The organism is Croceicoccus mobilis (assembly GCF_001661965.1).
Classification (GTDB): domain Bacteria; phylum Pseudomonadota; class Alphaproteobacteria; order Sphingomonadales; family Sphingomonadaceae; genus Croceicoccus; species Croceicoccus mobilis.
This window is the reverse complement of record NZ_LYWZ01000028.1, coordinates 178,142-195,472: the sequence shown is the minus strand read 5'-3', so window position 1 is coordinate 195,472 and position 17,331 is coordinate 178,142. Positions and strand designations below refer to the sequence as shown.

The 17,331-nt window shown below is 63.9% G+C and carries 17 protein-coding genes and 1 other RNA gene; 9 read left to right on the top strand and 9 right to left on the bottom strand.

Annotated features, from left to right (window positions below; all coding sequences use genetic code 11):
* Positions 1 to 8 precede the first annotated feature (8 nt).
* Positions 9 to 1,322 carry an oxygen-independent coproporphyrinogen III oxidase gene (gene hemN / locus A9D13_RS18715; RefSeq protein ID WP_066777299.1) on the top strand — a complete coding sequence of 438 codons (1,314 nt, stop codon included), beginning with the start codon at positions 9 to 11 and terminating at the stop codon, positions 1,320 to 1,322.
* Here the strand turns inward: hemN and A9D13_RS18710 are convergent.
* Complete coding sequence (locus A9D13_RS18710) at positions 1,306 to 1,809, bottom strand: Lrp/AsnC family transcriptional regulator (protein WP_066777622.1); 504 nt, start codon at positions 1,807 to 1,809, stop codon at positions 1,306 to 1,308. The genes hemN and A9D13_RS18710 overlap by 17 nt on opposite strands.
* A 128-nt stretch (positions 1,810 to 1,937) precedes the next feature.
* On the opposite strand from A9D13_RS18710, the gene ald reads away from it, so the two are divergent.
* Positions 1,938 to 3,050 carry an alanine dehydrogenase gene (ald, locus tag A9D13_RS18705; RefSeq protein ID WP_066777292.1) on the top strand — a complete coding sequence of 371 codons (1,113 nt, stop codon included), beginning with the start codon at positions 1,938 to 1,940 and terminating at the stop codon, positions 3,048 to 3,050.
* Positions 3,051 to 3,245: 195 nt separating this feature from the next.
* On the top strand, positions 3,246 to 4,604 hold the full coding sequence (locus A9D13_RS18700) for an L-serine ammonia-lyase (protein WP_066777619.1): 1,359 nt from the start codon (positions 3,246 to 3,248) through the stop codon (positions 4,602 to 4,604).
* A 4-nt stretch (positions 4,605 to 4,608) separates the two neighbouring features.
* On the opposite strand, the gene A9D13_RS18695 is transcribed toward A9D13_RS18700, so the two are convergent.
* A complete protein-coding gene (locus tag A9D13_RS18695; protein ID WP_066777289.1) occupies positions 4,609 to 5,064 on the bottom strand; it encodes a MaoC family dehydratase in 456 nt (151 codons plus the stop codon).
* A gap of 187 nt (positions 5,065 to 5,251) precedes the next feature.
* Positions 5,252 to 6,154 (bottom strand): TolB family protein, encoded by a 903-nt coding sequence (locus tag A9D13_RS18690; RefSeq protein ID WP_156522181.1) that lies wholly within the window; start codon positions 6,152 to 6,154, stop codon positions 5,252 to 5,254.
* A 140-nt stretch (positions 6,155 to 6,294) separates the two neighbouring features.
* Between A9D13_RS18690 and A9D13_RS18685 the strand changes: the two genes are divergently transcribed.
* Positions 6,295 to 7,881 (top strand): tetratricopeptide repeat protein, encoded by a 1,587-nt coding sequence (locus A9D13_RS18685; protein WP_066777283.1) that lies wholly within the window; start codon positions 6,295 to 6,297, stop codon positions 7,879 to 7,881.
* Here the strand turns inward: A9D13_RS18685 and A9D13_RS18680 are convergent.
* The 5 genes from A9D13_RS18680 to A9D13_RS18660 form a co-directional block, all read right to left on the bottom strand.
* Entirely contained in the window at positions 7,878 to 9,056 is a 1,179-nt protein-coding gene (locus tag A9D13_RS18680; protein ID WP_066777616.1) for a BaiN/RdsA family NAD(P)/FAD-dependent oxidoreductase, read from the bottom strand. The genes A9D13_RS18685 and A9D13_RS18680 overlap by 4 nt on opposite strands.
* Positions 9,057 to 9,091: 35 nt before the next feature.
* Positions 9,092 to 9,186: signal recognition particle sRNA small type (ffs, locus tag A9D13_RS18675), an RNA gene on the bottom strand.
* Between the two features lie 77 nt (positions 9,187 to 9,263).
* Positions 9,264 to 9,542, bottom strand: a complete 279-nt coding sequence (locus tag A9D13_RS18670) for an ETC complex I subunit (protein WP_066777613.1) — start codon at positions 9,540 to 9,542, stop codon at positions 9,264 to 9,266.
* 50 nt (positions 9,543 to 9,592) lie between these two features.
* Complete coding sequence (hrpB, locus tag A9D13_RS18665) at positions 9,593 to 12,019, bottom strand: ATP-dependent helicase HrpB (protein WP_066777281.1); 2,427 nt, start codon at positions 12,017 to 12,019, stop codon at positions 9,593 to 9,595.
* 19 nt (positions 12,020 to 12,038) lie between these two features.
* Positions 12,039 to 13,049 (bottom strand): polyprenyl synthetase family protein, encoded by a 1,011-nt coding sequence (locus A9D13_RS18660; RefSeq protein WP_066777280.1) that lies wholly within the window; start codon positions 13,047 to 13,049, stop codon positions 12,039 to 12,041.
* A gap of 120 nt (positions 13,050 to 13,169) precedes the next feature.
* Here A9D13_RS18660 and A9D13_RS18655 point away from each other — a divergent pair, with 120 nt between their 5' ends.
* Positions 13,170 to 13,478: a chorismate mutase gene (locus A9D13_RS18655; RefSeq protein WP_066777279.1), complete on the top strand. Its 309-nt coding sequence runs from the start codon at positions 13,170 to 13,172 to the stop codon at positions 13,476 to 13,478.
* Between the two features lie 8 nt (positions 13,479 to 13,486).
* Entirely contained in the window at positions 13,487 to 14,137 is a 651-nt protein-coding gene (locus tag A9D13_RS18650; RefSeq protein WP_156522180.1) for a hypothetical protein, read from the top strand.
* A gap of 87 nt (positions 14,138 to 14,224) precedes the next feature.
* On the opposite strand, the gene A9D13_RS18645 is transcribed toward A9D13_RS18650, so the two are convergent.
* Positions 14,225 to 14,749 (bottom strand): sterol desaturase family protein, encoded by a 525-nt coding sequence (locus A9D13_RS18645; RefSeq protein WP_066777273.1) that lies wholly within the window; start codon positions 14,747 to 14,749, stop codon positions 14,225 to 14,227.
* Positions 14,750 to 14,923: 174 nt separating this feature from the next.
* On the opposite strand from A9D13_RS18645, the gene A9D13_RS18640 reads away from it, so the two are divergent.
* The 3 genes from A9D13_RS18640 (at position 14,924) to A9D13_RS18630 (ending at position 17,330) form a co-directional block, all read left to right on the top strand.
* Entirely contained in the window at positions 14,924 to 15,388 is a 465-nt protein-coding gene (locus tag A9D13_RS18640) for a hypothetical protein (protein WP_066777271.1), read from the top strand.
* 77 nt (positions 15,389 to 15,465) lie between these two features.
* On the top strand, positions 15,466 to 16,917 hold the full coding sequence (gene leuC, locus A9D13_RS18635) for a 3-isopropylmalate dehydratase large subunit (RefSeq protein WP_066777252.1): 1,452 nt from the start codon (positions 15,466 to 15,468) through the stop codon (positions 16,915 to 16,917).
* A complete protein-coding gene (locus A9D13_RS18630; RefSeq protein WP_156522179.1) occupies positions 16,914 to 17,330 on the top strand; it encodes a GFA family protein in 417 nt (138 codons plus the stop codon). The genes leuC and A9D13_RS18630 overlap by 4 nt, the downstream gene beginning before the upstream one ends.
* Position 17,331: the final 1 nt, after the last annotated feature.

Below are 17,331 nucleotides of genomic sequence, written 5' to 3'. Positions count from 1 at the left end.
GGCTATCCATGTGGCCTTATCATCCCGACCTGCTCGCGGTGCCTGTCCCGCGTTACACCAGCTACCCCACGGCGGCCGAGTTCGGCGAACTCGCGCCTGAGCAAACGATCGCGGCGATAGAAAGCGCAGATGGCGACATCTCGCTATACGTCCATATCCCGTTTTGTGAGAAGATCTGCCATTACTGCGGCTGCAACACCGCCGCCGCGGGCAAGCGCCAGCGGATGGACGCATACATGGTCGCGCTGCACCATGAGATCGAGACGGTCGCCTCCCTGCTCCCGAAAACCGCGCGGGTGCGCCGGGTGTCGTTTGGCGGGGGCAGCCCCAATGCCATCGACCCCATCGATTTCGTCCGGCTGATGGATCATCTGACGGTCCATTTCCACCTCGCCGATCCGATACTCTCCATCGAACTCGACCCCCGCACGATGACCGATGCATGGGCGGGCGTGATCTCCGCCATCGGGTTTGAGCGTGCCAGCCTTGGCGTGCAGACATTCGCCACCCATTGCCAGGAAGCCATCGGCAGGGTGCAGAGCGAAGACCTGATCGTGCGCACCGTCGACTGGCTGCGCGATGCGGGCGTGGAATCCCTCAACTTCGACCTGATGTATGGCCTGCCGGGCCAGAATACCGACGACCTGATCGATTCCATGCACCGCACCCGCGTGCTGGGCGCGGACCGCGTCGCCGTCTTCGGCTATGCCCATGTGCCCCATATCGTAAAGCGCCAGAGCGTCATTGACGCCGCCGCCCTGCCCGGCCCGCGCGAACGCTTTGCCATGGCGCAGCTGGCATTCAGCTATTTCTGTACTCACGGCTATGCGCCGGTCGGCTTCGACCATTTCGCCATGCCGGGGCGCGATCCGCTGGCCCGGGCGGCATTGTCGGGCACGCTGCGCCGCAATTTCCAGGGTTTTACCGATGACCAGGCGCCGGTGCTGATCGGTCTTGGCAGTTCCGCCATAAGCTGCTTTCCGGGCCTGCTTTCCCAGAATGAAAAGAACGCGGGCCGTTACCGCGTGCTGACCGGCGAAGGCCGCCTGCCGATCGAACGCGGCATCTGCCGCACGGCAGAGGACCAGATCCGCGGCACGCTGATCGAGGATGTGCTGTGCAAGGGCGAGGCTGTCATCCCGCCCACGCTGCTGGCCGAGGCCAAGGCGATGATCGCGCCCTTCAGCTGCCGCGGTCTTGCCGACATCACCGGCGACAGGCTGCAGATCACTCCCGACGGCCTGCCCTATGCGCGCACTATCGCCGCGCAGTTCGATCCGTGGCGCAAGCAATCGGCCCGGCGCTTCAGCTCCGCGATCTAGCGGCGGGTTTCTTCACCGGCTCGTCCAGCATGGCGGGCGATGCCGTGCGCGCCAGCACTTCGCGCAAAGAGAACAGCGACTGCATGCGCGTCACCCCCGGCAGCTTCGACAATTCGTCGCGGTGGATGCGTTCAAAATCGTTAAGGTCGCGCGCGCGCAGCGAAAGCAGGTAATCCTCGGAACCTGAAAGCAGGTGGCACGACAGGACCGAGGGGCTGGCGCAGACCGCTGCCTCGAAAGCCTCCAGCGTGTCCGTCGCCTGCTTTTCCAGCTGGATCAGCACCATGACCAGCGCGCCAAACCCGAATTTCTCGAAATCCAGCCTTGGCGCATAGCCCGCGATATAGCCCTGCGCCTCCATCAACCGCTGCCTGCGGCCTGCCGCCGGGCCGGACAGATGGGCCGCTTCGCCCAGTTCGGCATGGGTGGCATTGCCATGATTCATCAGGTGACCGAGAATCGCACGGTCAAAACTGTCTATCGTCATTTCGATCACGCCATCGTCAATTTGCTTACAATATGTTTGTAATAGCACATGACATGGCATCAAAGCGATCAGACTTTGCATGGCATGGCCGCTATATTGAAAACATCAACTGACGAGGAGTTTTCATCATGCTGGTCGGCGTTCCCAAGGAAATCAAAAAGCAGGAGGCCCGCGTCGGTCTCACCCCCGCAGCTGCGCGCGAATATGTCGAACGCGGCCACTCCGTGCTGGTCGAAACCAATGCCGGCATCGGCATCGGCGCCGATGACGAAGCCTATATCACTGCCGGTGCCCAGATCGCCGCAACCGCAGCCGAGGTCTTCGAAAAGGCCGAGATGATCGTCAAGGTCAAGGAGCCCCAGCCCAGCGAGTGGGTCCAGCTTCGCGAAGGCCAGCTGCTCTTCACCTATCTGCATCTCGCGCCCGATCCGGCGCAGACCAAGGGCCTGCTTGAAAGCGGCGTCACCTCGATCGCCTATGAAACCGTGACCGAAGGCGTCGGCCTCCCGCTTCTCGCCCCGATGAGCGAAGTCGCAGGCCGTCTTTCGATCGAAGCCGCTGCGCTTGCCAGCCGCAACTTCAATGGCGGCAATGGCCTCCTCATGGGCGGCGTACCCGGCGTTGCCCCGGCCCGCGTCCTCGTGCTGGGCGGCGGCGTTGTCGGCACGCATGCGGCCCGCATGGCTGTCGGCCTTGGCGCGGATGTCACCATCCTCGACCGCTCGCTTCCCCGCCTGCGTCAGCTGGACGAACTGTTCACCGGCCGCGCCCGCAACCTGTTCTCCACCAGCGAAGCGCTTGAGATGGAGCTGGCGCAGGCCGATGTCGTCATCGGTTCGGTGCTGATCCCCGGCGCCAACGCGCCGAAGCTGGTCACCAAGGACATGCTCGGCCTGATGAAGCCGCGCTCGGTCGTGGTCGATGTCGCCATCGATCAGGGCGGCTGTTTCGAGACCAGCCACGCCACCACCCACGAAGACCCCACTTATGAGGTCGATGGCGTGATCCACTATTGCGTTGCCAACATGCCCGGCTGCGTCCCCACCACGTCGAGCCATGCTCTCAACAACGCCACCCTGCCCTATGGGCTGGCGCTCGCCGATGGCGGCCTGTCCGCGATCATGGAGAACGCAGGTCTGCGCGCGGGTCTGTCGACCCACCGCGGCAAGCTGACCAGCGCACCGGTTGCCGAAGCGCTTGGCCTCGCCTGCTCGACCCCGGCGGAAGTCATCGCCGCCTGATCGGACAAGCCTTGCAAAAAGGCCCGTCGCGCAATCCTGCGCGGCGGGCCTTTTTTGTGATGCAATCCGGCGTGATCCAATAAGATTCCGCCTAAAATTCCTGATCAAGGCGGTCCCTTGCGCGAATAATCCGTGCTAAACCCTGCACTTTCTGATCGCCATTTGCGCATGGGAAGGGACGCGGGCTTTGCAATCATGATTGGCGTTCGCGATCTTTTCCGTATCGGGATCGGCCCGTCCTCATCTCACACCGTGGGGCCGATGAAGGCCGCCCATGCCTTTGCGCAGGAGTTGGAGGGCCGCAAATTCGCCGCCGTGCGCTGCGACCTGATGGGATCGCTGGCCTGGACGGGCAGCGGTCATGCGACCGACCGGGCGGTCATCCTTGGCCTTGCCGGTTTTCGCCCTGACGGGATCGAGCCGGAAGAAATCGACACCATCATCGCGCAGGTGCACGATACGAAGCGCCTGCGCATCGCGCACCGCGACATCGCTTTCGATCCTGACACCGACATCGCCTTCGACCGCGAAAGCGAAACGCCGGTCCACCCCAACACCATGCGGCTGGTCGCCATGGACGCCGATGGCGGCGAAGTGCTGGCCCAGCGCTGGTGTTCGATCGGGGGCGGGTTCATCGCGCAGGAGGGCATGGTCGGCGACCCGGTGCTGGAAGAGGAGGAAGAGGTCCCCTTCCCCTTCACCACCGCCAGCGGCCTGCTTGCCCTGTGCGAGGATAATGGCCTCTCCATCGCCGAGATCGTGTGCGCCAACGAACGCGCCCGCACGTCGGAGGCCGAGCTATACGATTATCTCGACCGCATCATTGCCGTTATGATGGACTGTATCGAACATGGCACGCGGGCCGAGGGGGTTCTGCCTGGAAGGCTGAACGTCAAGCGCCGCGCGCGCGGGATCAAGCAAAAGCTCGATGCCGACCGCTATCGCAATCGGCAGGCGCCGCATGCGATCATGGATCATATCAGCCTGTTCGCCATCGCCGTGAACGAAGAGAACGCCGCAGGCGGCAAGGTCGTCACCGCCCCTACCAATGGCGCAGCGGGCGTGGTGCCGGCGGTGCTGCGCTATTACCGCGATTTCTGGCCCGGCGCGGACCGGGCGGGCTGTTACGAGTTTTTGCTGACCGCCAGCGCCATCGGTACGCTAACGAAACTAAACGCCTCCATCTCCGGCGCGGAAGTCGGCTGTCAGGGGGAGGTTGGCACAGCGAGCGCCATGGCCGCAGCGGGGCTGGCGGCCGCGATGGGCGCAACGAACCTGCAGGTCGAGAATGCGGCCGAGATCGCAATGGAGCACCACCTGGGCATGACGTGCGACCCGGTGGCGGGTCTTGTCCAGATCCCCTGTATCGAGCGCAATGCCTTTGGCGCGATCAAAGCGATCAACGCCGCCAGCCTGTCGCTGCGTGGCAGTGGCCAGCATATCGTATCGCTCGATCAGGTTATCGAAACGATGATGCGCACCGGCTGCGACATGCATGACAAGTACAAGGAAACATCGCGCGGCGGCCTTGCCGTCAGCTTCCCCGAATGCTGATCCGCTAGTCCTTCGGCTTCTTCAATTGCAGGCCGCTGCGCTTGCAACTGCCGACCAGTTCGTCATGCTGGTTATAGGCGCGATGTTCGAACGTCACGATACCCTGCCCCGGTCGTGACTTCGATTCTCGCAGCGCGACGACCTCCGTCTCGATCCTGAGCGTGTCGCCATGAAAGACGGGTTTGGGGAAGCGCACCTCGTCCCAGCCGAGATTGGCGACGCCCGTGCCCAAAGTCGTCTCGTTCACGGAAATGCCGACCATCAGCGACAGGGTCAGGCAGCTGTTGACCAGCCGCTGCCCATATTCGGTGCCCTTCATATATTCCTCGTCGAGGTGGAGGCGCGCCGGGTTATGGGTCATCGTTGTGAACAGCACATTGTCGGTTTCGGTCACCGTGCGCCTGATCGGGTGGTCGAAAACCTGCCCCACTTCCATCTCGTCGAACCAGACGCCTGCCATGTTTCCTGTCCCGTATTGTCGCCCTGTGATCGGGCGCGGAGATCGGACAATCCGGCTCAAATCACAAGCCCTTTGCCAGAGCGCCCACAAACAATCCCGGCCCGCCGGCTGGACTAGGGCTGGCGGGCCAGGACGGTTGAAACGCCCGGCAGGCGGGGGACTGGACCGCCTGGGCAGGCGGTCCTCCTTATTTCGGTCTGACGATCTTTGGCCCGGTGATCTTCTCACGCGTGGAAACATAGATGTCGGCCCCGCCATCGCCGCCTTCGCGGGTGGAGCCGAAGACCATGGCCGTGCCGTCCCAGCTTAGCGAAGCGCGGCTTTCCCCGGCCGGGCTATTGACCGCGGCAACCGGCTGCGGGGTCGACCAAGGCACGGATGTCGAACTGCGGCTCGATGTCCAGATATCGGGCGCGCCGCCGCCGCGATTGGAATCGAACACGATCTCAAGTCCGTCATGGCTGACATTCGGGCGCGCATCGTCGGCGGCGGTGTTGAGTGCGGCGATCTTGACCGGGGCCGCCCCGTCGACCGAGGCGAAGATATCCTGCCCGCCATCGCGCGTGCTGGAAAAATACAGCACCCTGCTGCCATCTTCGGCGATGAAGAAGGACGGACTCCATTCCTGTGCCGGACTGTTGATCGGTTCGGGCAGGCGTTCGGGCGCGCCATAGCCATTGGGCCGCATTTTCACGACATAGATATCGCCATTGGGTTCATCGCGCCGGCTGACGAAAAATAGCGTGCGACCGCGCACCGGCGTCGGGCAGTAATCGTTTTCGCTGCTCACCACCGGCGCCCCTGCATTGACCGGCTCCCCCCAGCCATCGCCCAGCCATGGCGCCCGCCAGATGTCGAGCCCCCCGGCTCCGCCATCGCGGTTAGAGGCAAAAAGCAGGTCATTGGTATAGGGATCGAGGATCGGGCACCCTTCTGTTGCCGGAGTATTGAGCTGGGGCGACGAGCCGGTCAGGCTTTCGGCCGAAACCGGCGGCTGCCACGGCCCAAACTGCTGCGCCAGCGAAGGCGCGGCGCAAAGCGCTGCAATCCCTGCCAATCCTGCGGCAAATTGTCTGTTAATCCGTTGCATGATACTTTCCCCCTTGGCGTATACAGCTGCGACTGAATTTTCGGCCCGCCATTGATGATCCGACTATAAGGGAAGCTAAGACAGATCGTTGCTGATGATTTCATGATCATTTCATGATGATCATTTAACGGGGCAATCCGGTGTCGAAAGACAAACCCATCTCGCTTGCCGAAGAGGGCGATTTTGCCCTGGCGGATCTGCAGGTAAGGCCGCGCAGCCACGAGGTGTGGTCCGTTAACGGACGCGACAGGCTGGAACCGCGCGTCATGCAGGTGCTCGTCGCGCTTGCCCGGGCAGGTGGAGAGGTGGTGTCGCGCGAAGAGCTGATCGCCAGCTGCTGGGCGGGGCGGATCGTCGGCGAAAGCGCGGTGCATCGCTGCATCGTCCGGCTAAGGAAACTGGGCAAGGGGCACGGCGCCTTTACCGTCCAGTCGATCACCAAGACCGGCTATCGCCTGCGCCCGATCAACCCCGCCGCAGCCCACGTGACCACGCCGGCCACGCTGCCGCGCCCGGTGGTCGATCGCCCTTCGCTTGCCGTGCTGCCGTTTCGCGTGATCGCGATGGAGGAAGGCAGCGATTTCCTTGCCGACGGCATGCAGGAAACCCTGATCGCGGCATTGTCCCGGCTGGGATCGTGCTTCGTCATCTCTCGCGGGTCGAGCGACCGGATGCATTTCGGCGCGGCCACGCCCGATCCGGTGGCGACAGGGCGCAGCTTTGGCGTCTCATTCCTGATCGAGGGCAGCGTCCAGCGCATCGGCCCCAATCTGCGCGTGCAGGTGGAACTGGTCGAGACCCGCTACGGCAATGTCATCTGGTCCGACAGCCTATCCGGCACGATCGGCGATTTCTTCGCCCTGCAGGACGCCGTGGTCGAAACATTGGTCGGGCAGGTCCAGCCCTCGATCCAGCGGGCCGAGATCGCGCAGGCACTGCGCAAGAGCCCGGGCGATCTCAACAGCTATGACTGCACGATGCAGGCGATGGCGCATGTCTGGCAGCTAGACCGCGATGCCTGCGCACAGGCGCTGACCCTGCTGGAACGTGCGCTTGTCGCCGATCCCGATTACCCGCTGGCATTGGCGCTGGCGGGTTGGTGCCATGCCCAGCGCTCGGTCTATAACTGGAGCTTCGATGTCGAGGCAGCATGGGCCAGCGCCCGCAGCCATGCCGAACGCGCGGCGCAGGCCAGCGACGATCCGCTGGTGCTGACAATCATGGGCGCGATCCATTCGATCGCCCGCGACACGGAAAAGGCGCGGTTGCTGATCGAACGGGCGCTTGCCATCGATCCCAATAGCGCGATCGGCTTTCAACGCCTCGGCTGGCTGGAAGTCTATTGCGGTCGCCCGGCCAAGGCGCGCAAGGCGCTGCAGCGGGCCCTGCGTCTCAGCCCTTTCGACCCGATGAACTTCAACGTCCATGCAGGGCTGGGATCTGCTTGCGAGCTTTCGGACGATCACGAAGCCGCCATCGCCCATTATCACCGCGCCCTGCGCGAAAGGCCGAGCGCGACCTGGATCTATCGCCATCTCGCCTCCGCCCATGCCGCCATGGGGCAGGACCGCGCCGCCCGCGCGGCGCTGAACGAAGTGCGGCGTCACTATCCGGATCTGACGGTCGCCAGCCTTGAAAACGCGCTCGCCTATCCGGCGGCGATGCGGCAGCGCATGTGCAGCGATTTTGCGCGACTGGGCCTGCCTTCAGGCCAGAGTGCGGACTAAAGCGCTTCGCCGCAGGCATGGCCCGATGCCCATGCCCATTGGAAATTATACCCGCCCAGCCAGCCGGTCACGTCCACCGCCTCGCCAATGGCGTAAAGGCCGGGGCGCTTTTTCGCCTCCATCGTCTGCGACGATAGTTCGGCGGTGGCGATGCCCCCCACCGTCACTTCGGCCTTGGCGAAACCCTCGCTGCCATTGGGCGTGAACGGCCAGCGTTTAAGCCGCTCTTGCGCCGCGCGCAGTTTCTTGTCGGCCAGTTCCTGAAGCGGGCCGTCCAGCTCCAGCTTCTCCGCCAGCACGCCCGCCAGTCGCGCCGGGAGCATTTCGCCCAGCAGATCGTCGAACCGGCGGCGCGGCTGTTCACGCTTTGCCGCGATCAGCCAGTCGGCCGGAAGATCGGGGAAGAAGTCGATGGCGATGCTTTCGCCGGGATACCAATGGCTGGAAATCTGCAGGATAGCAGGGCCCGAAAGCCCGCGATGGGTAAACAGCGCGGCCTCGCGAAATTTCGCTTTTTTCGCACTGGCCACGACCTCGCTCGATACGCCGGATAATTCGCGGAAAAGCAGGTCATCACCCGCCAGCGTCAGCGGCACCAGCGCCGGGCGCGGCTCCACCACTTTCAGCCCGAACTGACGCGCGAGGTCATAGGCGAAGCCGCTCGCACCCAATTTGGGGATCGAGGGGCCGCCCGTGGCGATCACCAGCGCAGGGGCGCTGACCTCACCCGCTTGCGTGCGGACGGTGAACGCTTCGCCGTCATGAGTGACGGCCTCCACCTCTTGCCCAAACGCGAATTCGCCGCCCGCCCTGGTCACTTCCTCGACCAGCATGTCGACGATCTGCCGCGCGGAGCCGTCGCAGAATAGCTGGCCCAATGTCTTTTCGTGCCATGCGATGCCATGTGCTTCCACCAGCGCAAGGAAATCGCGCGGTGTGTAGCGGCTCAAGGCCGATTTCACGAAATGCGGATTGGAAGAGAGGAAGCGATCGGGCGCGGTATGGATATTGGTAAAATTGCACCGCCCCCCGCCCGAAATTAGGATCTTGCGACCCGGCGCGTCATTGCGTTCGACCACCAGCACGCGGCGGCCACGCTGGGCGGCGCGCATAGCGCACATCATGCCGGCCGCGCCTGCGCCCAGAATGATCGCGTCGTAATCGGGGCTGACCATGTGCATGCCCCGCTAGCGCTGCTGAAATGGAGGGGTAAAAAGGAGCCGAGCGACCCGCAGCAATCCGTTGTGGCTGCTTCCTTCCGGACCTGACCAGGTTGGCGAACGCGAACGTCCGCCCGACTCCCGGCGCCCATATGGCGACGGATGATCCGCTTGGCAAGTCCTGTGATCGGCGGGCCTTACATCACCCGCGCAACAGGGCGATCAGCGGAAGTTGTCGGCGTAGGCTTGGATCTTCAGCCGCTTGGGCGGGGTCGGCACGACATGCGCCTCGATCCCGTATTTCGCGGCATAGGCGACGGCAGCGTCCTTGTCGGGGAAGCTCAGCTGCACCTGCTGCTGCGTATCGCCCGAACCGGCCCAGCCCATCAGCGGGTCGGGCTTCTTCGCCTCTGCGGGCACGAAATCGAGCACCCAGTCGGAGGTGCGGGCCTTGCCCGACTGCATGGCGTTCTTCGGGCGCTGGTAGATGTTTGCAGGCATGATCCCGCATTTGCGCAAGACGGCGCGAAAATCAAGCGGGCAAATGCGCCCTAGCCCTGCCGGTTGAAGGCGTTTTTGGTCTTCAAGGACGCTGCCTCTTCCCAAGGACGCTCGGGCCAGCGGTGTTTGGGGTATCGCCCTTTCATGTCCTTGGCCACGTCCGCCCAGCTTCCGCGCCAGAAACCGGGCAGGTCGCGAGTCGCCTGAATGGGCCGCCCCGCAGGGCTGGTCAGTTGCAGCAGCAGCGGCGTGCCCGCGATCATCGGGTGCCGGTCCATCCCGAACAGGGCCTGCACCCGCACCTCCACCGAAGGCGCGCCCTCGCCTTCGTAATCAATGGCATGATGCGTACCCGCCGCGCTGGTGAATTCCTTCGGCGCCAGCCGGTCCAGCGCTTGCCTCTCGTTCCAGTCGAGTCGGTTCAGCAACGCCTCGGTCAATTTCCCGCGCCCCAATTTCAAATCGCGCCGCCCCGCCAGCAGGGGCCGAAGCCAAAGCTCCGCATCGGCTGCCAGCGCCTCGGGCGAGAGCGCGTCCAGACCGGCATAGCCCGCACGCGCCATCAGCGCGGGCGGCAGATGTTTTGCCGAGTCCGCCAACAGCTTTTCCACAAGCAGGTCCACAACCGCTTCCGCGTCCGGATCAGGGTCCGGCCCGGTCGACAGGGTGATCGCGCCCAGCTTCTTTTCCTGCCGCGCCTCGACCCGCTCTTCGCTTGCGTTCCAGCGCAGGGTCTGGCGTTTTTCAACCCGCTGGCCCAGCGCCAGCTCGACATCGGCCGCGTCCAGCGGCCACGCCGCGGTGATCCGCGCGCCCTTTGCCTGCCCTTGCGCATCGCCGATGGCCAGCCATTCGCTGCGCGCCAGTGGCGATGCGGGATCGAGGATAAAACCGCGCCCGCCTGCGCTGATCCAGTTCTCACCACTCTGGTCGCGGCGTTTTGCCACATGGCCCGGCATGGCAAGCGCAAGATGGATGCCGGGATGACCGCCGGGCGCATCGGACGCGCTCTCGACCAGCTTTTCGGCGCGTTTCGCCCAGCCTGCGGCCAGTTTCCTTGCCTGTGAAGGCTTGCCGCCAGACTGCCCGTCCCAGCGCATCAACCGCTGGTGCAGGTCTTCCCCTCTTCCGCCAAGGGCGCGTTCCTGAAGCAGCAACGCCAGCTTCGCGGCCTGCTCCGCTTCTCCGGCGCGAGCACCATGCAGCACCAACGCGCCATGCACCGGGTCCATGGGCAGCTTGGCCAAGGCTTCGCCGAAATCGGTTGTCCTGTAATCCGCATCCAGCGCGCCCAGCGCCTGCAGCCGTTCGCGCGCGCCGCCGATGGATGGCGCAGGCGGTTCGTCCAGCCAGCACAATGCCGCCGGATCGCCCTCCCCGATCCGTGCCAATGTCAGCACCAGCGGGGCAAGATCGGCGGTCGCGATTTCGGGCGGGTCATAGGCGGGGCGGCCCGCATGGCCTGCCTGCTCCCACAAGCGATAGGCGACGCCCGCCTGCTGACGCGCGGCGCGGCCTGCGCGCTGGTCGGATGCGGCGCGGCTCGCCTGCCGGGTGACGAGGTGGCTGGTGCCCGCTGCCACGTCGAATTGAGCATGGCGCGAAAGGCCGGAATCGACGACGACCGACACCCCGTCCAAAGTCAGTGATGTTTCCGCAATCGCGGTCGCGAGGACGATGCGGCGGCGGCCTTCGCCATCCTTGCGGATCGCCTCGCGCTGGGCGGCGGGTTCGCATTGGCCGTGGAGCGGGAGGATGGGCACATGCTTCAGCCGTTCCTCCAGCCTCTCGCGCACGCGCTCGATCTCGCCCACGCCGGGAAGGAAGGCGAGGATGTCGCCATCCGTTTCGCGCCACGCGGTCAGCACCGCGCTCGCCATGCGCTCGTCCAATCGTTGCGCCGGGTTCGCACCCAGCCAGCGCACATCCAGCGGCCACGCCTTGCCCGCGCTTTCCAGCACCGGCACGCCCGCCCCCATCAGCGCCGCGAAACGCGCGCCGTCGATGGTCGCGCTCATGACCAAGAGGCGCAGGTCTTCGCGCAGCACTTCCTGCGATTGCAGCCCCAGAGCGAGGCCGAGGTCGGAATCGAGATGGCGCTCATGCGCCTCGTCGAACAGCACGGCGGAAACGCCGGACAATTCCGGGTCCTCGGCAATGGCGTTAACGAAGATCGCCTCAGTCATGACGACGACGCGGGTCTTTGCGCCCACGCGGCTGTCCATGCGGGTGCGATAGCCGATCGTCTCGCCCGCTTTTTCGCCCAACATCTGCGCCATGCGTTCGGCAGCGGCGCGCGCGGCGACGCGGCGGGGGGACAGCACCCAGACCTGCCCCGTGCACCACGGTTCATGAATCAGCGCAGGCGGCACCGCAGTGGTCTTGCCCGCACCCGGCGGTGCGACCAGCACGGCATTAGGCCCGGCACGCAGCGCGGCCAGCAGCTGGGGCAGGATTTCTTCGACGGGCAGGCTCATTCCGGCCCGCCTAATCGGATCAGAAGCGGCGCGCCACCGCGAATTGCGCAGCCTCGATCATGGCGGCGCGGGCGGCATTGGCGGGAAAGCCCGAAATCGCGTCAATCGCGCGATCGGCATAGTGACGCGCCCGTTCGCGGGTGGCGTTCACCGCGTCATATTTGGCGATCAGCTTGATGGCGTGGGCCAGATCCTCGTCAGATGTGCGCTTGCCCTTCATCGCATCGGTCCAGAATGCGCGCTCTTCATCCGTGCCGCGCGCATAGGCGAGGATTACCGGCAGCGTCATCTTGCCTTCGCGGAAATCGTCACCCTTGTCCTTGCCGCTTTCGCCGACTTCGGAATCGTAATCGATCGCATCGTCGGCCAATTGGAAGGCCACGCCCAGATTGCGGCCATAGGCGTCGAGCTTTTCTTCCGTGTCCTGATCGCGCTCTGCCACCACGGCGGCGATGCGGCAGGCGGCAGCGAACAGGGCGGCGGTCTTTGCACCCACGATCTGCAGGTAACGCTCTTCCGTCGTTTCCAGCTGGCGCTGCGCGGTCAGCTGGTCGACCTCGCCTTCGGCGATGATGGCGCTGGCGTTGGACAGGATCTTCAGCACCTTGATGCTGCCATCCTCGGTCATCAGCTCAAAGCTGCGGGAAAAGAGAAAATCGCCCACCAGCACGGCGGCGGGATTGCCGAACACGACATTGGCGGCCTGCTTGCCGCGGCGCATGTCGGACCCGTCCACCACATCGTCGTGGAGCAGGGTCGCGGTATGGATAAACTCCACCACCGCCGCCAGCTTGTGATGGCGCGTGCCGCCATATTCCAGCAGCGCACCGCTCGCCAGCGTCAGCATCGGGCGCAGACGCTTGCCCCCGCCCGCGATCAGGTGGCCGGCAAGCGCCGGGATCAGCGGGATCTTCGACTGCATGCGATCGAGGATGATGGAATTGACCTGGTTCATGCCGTCTGCGGTCAGAGACAGGATGGGGCCGAGCGAAGCTTCGCTACGAGGCAGGGTATGGACGGTCGCGCTCACCGAGCCTCCCTAGTGAAGCAAGGCGGGCGATGGCAAGCATCATCTTCGCGGGCGCGGCATAGAACTGGCATGACCCATAGGGGTTTGCGCCCGCAAGAACCCGCATTATAGGCCGATGCCATGACCGATAACGCCAGCAAGACGCCCGATGCCACGCTCGCCGCTTTTCGCAAGAGCATCGACAACATCGATGCGGCACTGATTCACATGCTGGCAGAACGGTTTCGCATCACCCAGGCCGTGGGCGAGTACAAGGCGAAGGTGGAACTGCCTCCCGCCGACCCGAATCGCGAAGCGCGGCAGGTCGAGCGCCTGCGCGCCATGGCGAAAGAGGCCGATCTCGATCCCGAGTTTAGCGAAAAGTTCCTGCGCTTCGTCATCGATGAGGTGATCCGGCATCATGAGCGGGCGGCGGCTGCGAAGGATTGAGGCTGAGGTTGCTGGCGCGTCCGCTATTGGAAATTTTCAGACAAAAGCGGACTGGCGGCAAGCGACCGATTGCGGACGTTGGCCGTCTTGCCAATTCCTATGGTGCCGACCTTGCATTGCTCGCGTACATCGCTGATGTTGGAATAATGTTGAAGGACTTCCCATTTGGCGAGTTTAAGCAACTCTTCCACCTCTATTTAGCGTGGTTGCATAAACGTAAAGGGAGGTGGGCCAGAGCAAGAAAACGAATGGAACTCGCCATTATTTCAAGCCCGGAGCCCTCTGCATTTATCGCGGCGTTCGACGGGCTACTGATGATTGGCGAAGGGCGTTACGAACAAGCGCATACGCGCCTTAAGGAAAGTGAAAAGCTTGCGAAGAATGCTGATAGTGCGGATGACGATTATGTAGCCAAATTCTGCGCACTTTGGCTTGCAATCTTCGACGAAGATGCTGATTGGGACGAAATAAAAATCAAGGCGCAGCTAAAGAACATCGCATGGACAAACGCCTCGAGGATGGTACAGATTTATCTTCCCCGATCGCCACTTGATAAACTCGAAGAAATCTGTGGCCATCGAGCGTTCCAGTCTGGCAAGTCGAATACTCAAAAGTTGGCCTCGTCTCAGGTCAGCACCGCTGTAAACTTCAATTTCTAATGTCCGCTTCCCACCCCGTTTCGGCCATCAGCGCCAAATACCACAACACCCGAAAGCTGCCGTACCTCCCGCAGCCCACAGCCCGCGCTAATCCGCAGACACCGCCCCATCGCGCAGCACCGCTTTCCCCGCCGCCTTCTGCGCTTTCAAATCGCGCTTCAACGCCGCCGGGCTGCGCGCAATCACAAAACCAAAGCTGACCCCGCCTTCCTTCGACTGGGTCGCGTGGTGGAGGTGGTGCGCCTGCACCAGCCGTTTGAGATAGCCGCCGCGCGGCACGTAGCGGAACCAGCGCTGGTGAACGAGGCCGTCATGCACCAGTGTATAAATCACCCCGTATAAAAGAATGCCAAGCCCGATCCACGTCCCCGGCTCCCATGCCGAGGCGCCCATCACCAGCGGACTGCCGACGGCGAACATGGCAATGCTCATCGCCGCGCCGACCAGTGCGTAAAGGTCGTTCCGCTCAAAGAAACCGTCGTGCCTTTCGTGGTGGTCGCGGTGCCAGCCCCAGCCCCAGCCATGCATGATATATTTGTGGCTCGCCCATGCGACGCCTTCCATCGCGGCGCAGGCGGCAAGGGTGATCGCTATGGCACTCAAAACAGGCATGAACCGCCTATAGCACCGCCTGAGCGCATTGCGACAATCTCTTACCATCGCGATGCTTTTTGATGCAGTCGATATTCCCGGCGTTCATTTTCATGGCCGTATTTATGAATGCACAGGAGGCGCTCGCAAGAGAGCGCTTTCATCCGGTCCCATCAGGCAAAGGAGTGCAAGAATATGCGTAAGATGACCAAGATCCTCACCCCCGCGATCGCAGCAATGGGCATGGTCGCCCTCGTCCCCGCGCCCGCGCCCGCGATGGCGGCAGCCCATGACGGACCGACGGCAAGCCATTCGCGCTATGAATCGGGCAGTTCGTCTAACCGCAACGATGCGCGGGATAACCGCCATGAGGCGCGCTATGACGCAAGGGACTCGCGCATGTCGGATCGCGGTGCTTCGATCCGCAGCGACATTGCCGCCCTGTCCAACCGCATCGACCGGGCCGAGCGGCGCGGCGCGATCAGCCGCCGCGAAGCCAATTCGCTGAGCCGCGATGCCGCGCAGCTTCAGAGGCTCTATCGCAATTATGCCCGAAACGGGCTTAACCGCTCGGAAATCAGCACTTTGTCAAAGCGTGTGAACCGGCTCGAACTGGCCCTGCGTGCCGAGCGCCGGGACAACGACCGCCGCCGCGGCTGATGCGCGCAATGACATGACGCGCAAGGGCGCGCTCGTCCCGCTTGAATTGCGTGGCGAGCGCGCCTAATCGCGCGTTCATGACTGAAAATCCGCGCACCCTGTACGAAAAGATCTGGGACGCCCATGTCGTGGAACGCCGCGACGATGGCACCAGCATCCTGTATATCGACCGCCACCTCGTGCACGAGGTGACGAGCCCGCAGGCCTTCGAGGCGCTACGCCTTGCCGGGCGCAAGGTGCGCCGCCCCGACCTGACGCTGGCTGTGCCCGATCACAACCTGCCCACCACCGCGCGGCGCGACGATGCGGGCAACCGCATCCCGATCGAGGATCCGGCAAGCGCCCAGCAGCTTGCCGCGCTGGAAAAGAACGCGCCCGAATTCGGCATCCGCTATATTGGCGATGCCGATTTGCAGCAGGGCATCGTCCATGTCGTGGGGCCCGAACAGGGCTTTTCCATTCCGGGCGCGACCATCGTGTGCGGCGATTCCCACACCGCCTGCCACGGCGGTCTGGGCGCATTGGCCTTTGGCATCGGCACGAGCGAGGTCGAGCATGTGCTGGCAACGCAGACGCTGCAATTGAAGCGGTCGAAGACCATGGAAGTGCGCGTCGATGGCGAACTTGCCCCCGGCGTGACGGCGAAGGACGTGATCCTGCACGTGATCGGCGTCACCGGCACGGCTGGCGGCACCGGCTATGTTGTCGAATACCGCGGCAAGGTGTTCGAGGACATGAGCATCGAGAGCCGCCTGACCGTGTGCAACATGGCGATCGAGGGCGGTGCGCGCGCTGGCCTGATCGCGCCCGATGAAAAGACCTTCGCCTTTATCAAGGGCCGCCCCATGGCGCCCAAGGGCGAGGACTGGGACAAGGCGCTGGCGTGGTGGAAGACGCTGCCCACCGACGAGGGCGCGAAATTCGACAAGTCGGTCGTGATCGACGCCGCCGATATCGAGCCGACCGTGACATGGGGTACCAGCCCCGAAGACACCATCGGCATCACGGGCATGGTGCCCGATCCGGCCAGCTTTGCCGATCCGGCGAAGCAGGCGGCGGCGAAGGCCAGCCTTGAATACATGGGCCTCCAGCCGGGCACGCCGATGAACGAGATCGAGGTGGAGAACATCTTCATCGGTTCGTGCACCAACAGCCGGATCGAGGATCTGCGCGCCGCGGCCGCCGTGCTGAAGGGCCGGAAAATCGCGCCCAACATCAAATGGGCCATCGTCGTGCCAGGCTCCGGCCTCGTGAAGATGCATGCTGAGGAAGAGGGTCTCGACAAGATCTTTACCGATGCAGGCCTCGAATGGCGGGAGCCGGGCTGTTCGGCCTGCCTTGGCATGAACCCCGACAAGGTGCCTGCGGGCGAACGCTGCGCGTCGACCAGCAATCGCAATTTCGTCGGACGGCAAGGACCGGGCGCGCGCACCCATCTCGTCAGCCCGGCGATGGCGGCAGCTGCTGCTGTCACGGGTCGCCTGACCGATGTGCGCGAACTGGGTGTGCTGGCCGAAGAACCGGCATGATAGAGGGCCGCTGCGCCTGCGGGGACGTCACCGTCTCGGCAGCGCGGCTGCCCGATTATCTGAACCGCTGTAATTGCACCCTGTGCCGCCGCACTGGCGGGATGTGGGGCTATTACGCGCCGGATGAGGTCACCATTACCGGCGAAACGCGGCGGTTCGTGCGCGGCGATCTGGCGAAGGCCTGTCTCGCCACCTTGTTCTGCCCCAATTGCGGCAACACGGTCGCGTGGGTTTCGACAGAGCCCGGCTATGACCGGATGGGCGTCAACATGCGCCTGTTCGAACCCGGTCTGCTGACCGGGATCGAAACGCGCTTTCCCGATGGCCTGTCATGGACCGATGGTGACGATGATAGCGGCGAGGCCCGCTATTACGCACCGCCGAGCCCATATCAGCCGGACCTCGCACCCTGAT

What these genes read in the sequence shown, in the direction of transcription:
- hemN (WP_066777299.1), top strand. Translation starts at nt 9, where the DNA reads ATGTGGCCTTATCATCCCGACCTGCTCGCGGTGCCTGTCCCGCGTTAC.
- A9D13_RS18710 (WP_066777622.1), bottom strand. Translation starts at nt 1,809, where the DNA reads ATGACGATAGACAGTTTTGACCGTGCGATTCTCGGTCACCTGATGAAT.
- ald (WP_066777292.1), top strand. Translation starts at nt 1,938, where the DNA reads ATGCTGGTCGGCGTTCCCAAGGAAATCAAAAAGCAGGAGGCCCGCGTC.
- A9D13_RS18700 (WP_066777619.1), top strand. Translation starts at nt 3,246, where the DNA reads ATGATTGGCGTTCGCGATCTTTTCCGTATCGGGATCGGCCCGTCCTCA.
- A9D13_RS18695 (WP_066777289.1), bottom strand. Translation starts at nt 5,064, where the DNA reads ATGGCAGGCGTCTGGTTCGACGAGATGGAAGTGGGGCAGGTTTTCGAC.
- A9D13_RS18690 (WP_156522181.1), bottom strand. Translation starts at nt 6,154, where the DNA reads ATGCAACGGATTAACAGACAATTTGCCGCAGGATTGGCAGGGATTGCA.
- A9D13_RS18680 (WP_066777616.1), bottom strand. Translation starts at nt 9,056, where the DNA reads ATGGTCAGCCCCGATTACGACGCGATCATTCTGGGCGCAGGCGCGGCC.
- A9D13_RS18670 (WP_066777613.1), bottom strand. Translation starts at nt 9,542, where the DNA reads ATGCCTGCAAACATCTACCAGCGCCCGAAGAACGCCATGCAGTCGGGC.
- hrpB (WP_066777281.1), bottom strand. Translation starts at nt 12,019, where the DNA reads ATGAGCCTGCCCGTCGAAGAAATCCTGCCCCAGCTGCTGGCCGCGCTG.
- A9D13_RS18655 (WP_066777279.1), top strand. Translation starts at nt 13,170, where the DNA reads ATGACCGATAACGCCAGCAAGACGCCCGATGCCACGCTCGCCGCTTTT.
- A9D13_RS18645 (WP_066777273.1), bottom strand. Translation starts at nt 14,749, where the DNA reads ATGCCTGTTTTGAGTGCCATAGCGATCACCCTTGCCGCCTGCGCCGCG.
- A9D13_RS18640 (WP_066777271.1), top strand. Translation starts at nt 14,924, where the DNA reads ATGCGTAAGATGACCAAGATCCTCACCCCCGCGATCGCAGCAATGGGC.
- leuC (WP_066777252.1), top strand. Translation starts at nt 15,466, where the DNA reads ATGACTGAAAATCCGCGCACCCTGTACGAAAAGATCTGGGACGCCCAT.
- A9D13_RS18630 (WP_156522179.1), top strand. Translation starts at nt 16,914, where the DNA reads ATGATAGAGGGCCGCTGCGCCTGCGGGGACGTCACCGTCTCGGCAGCG.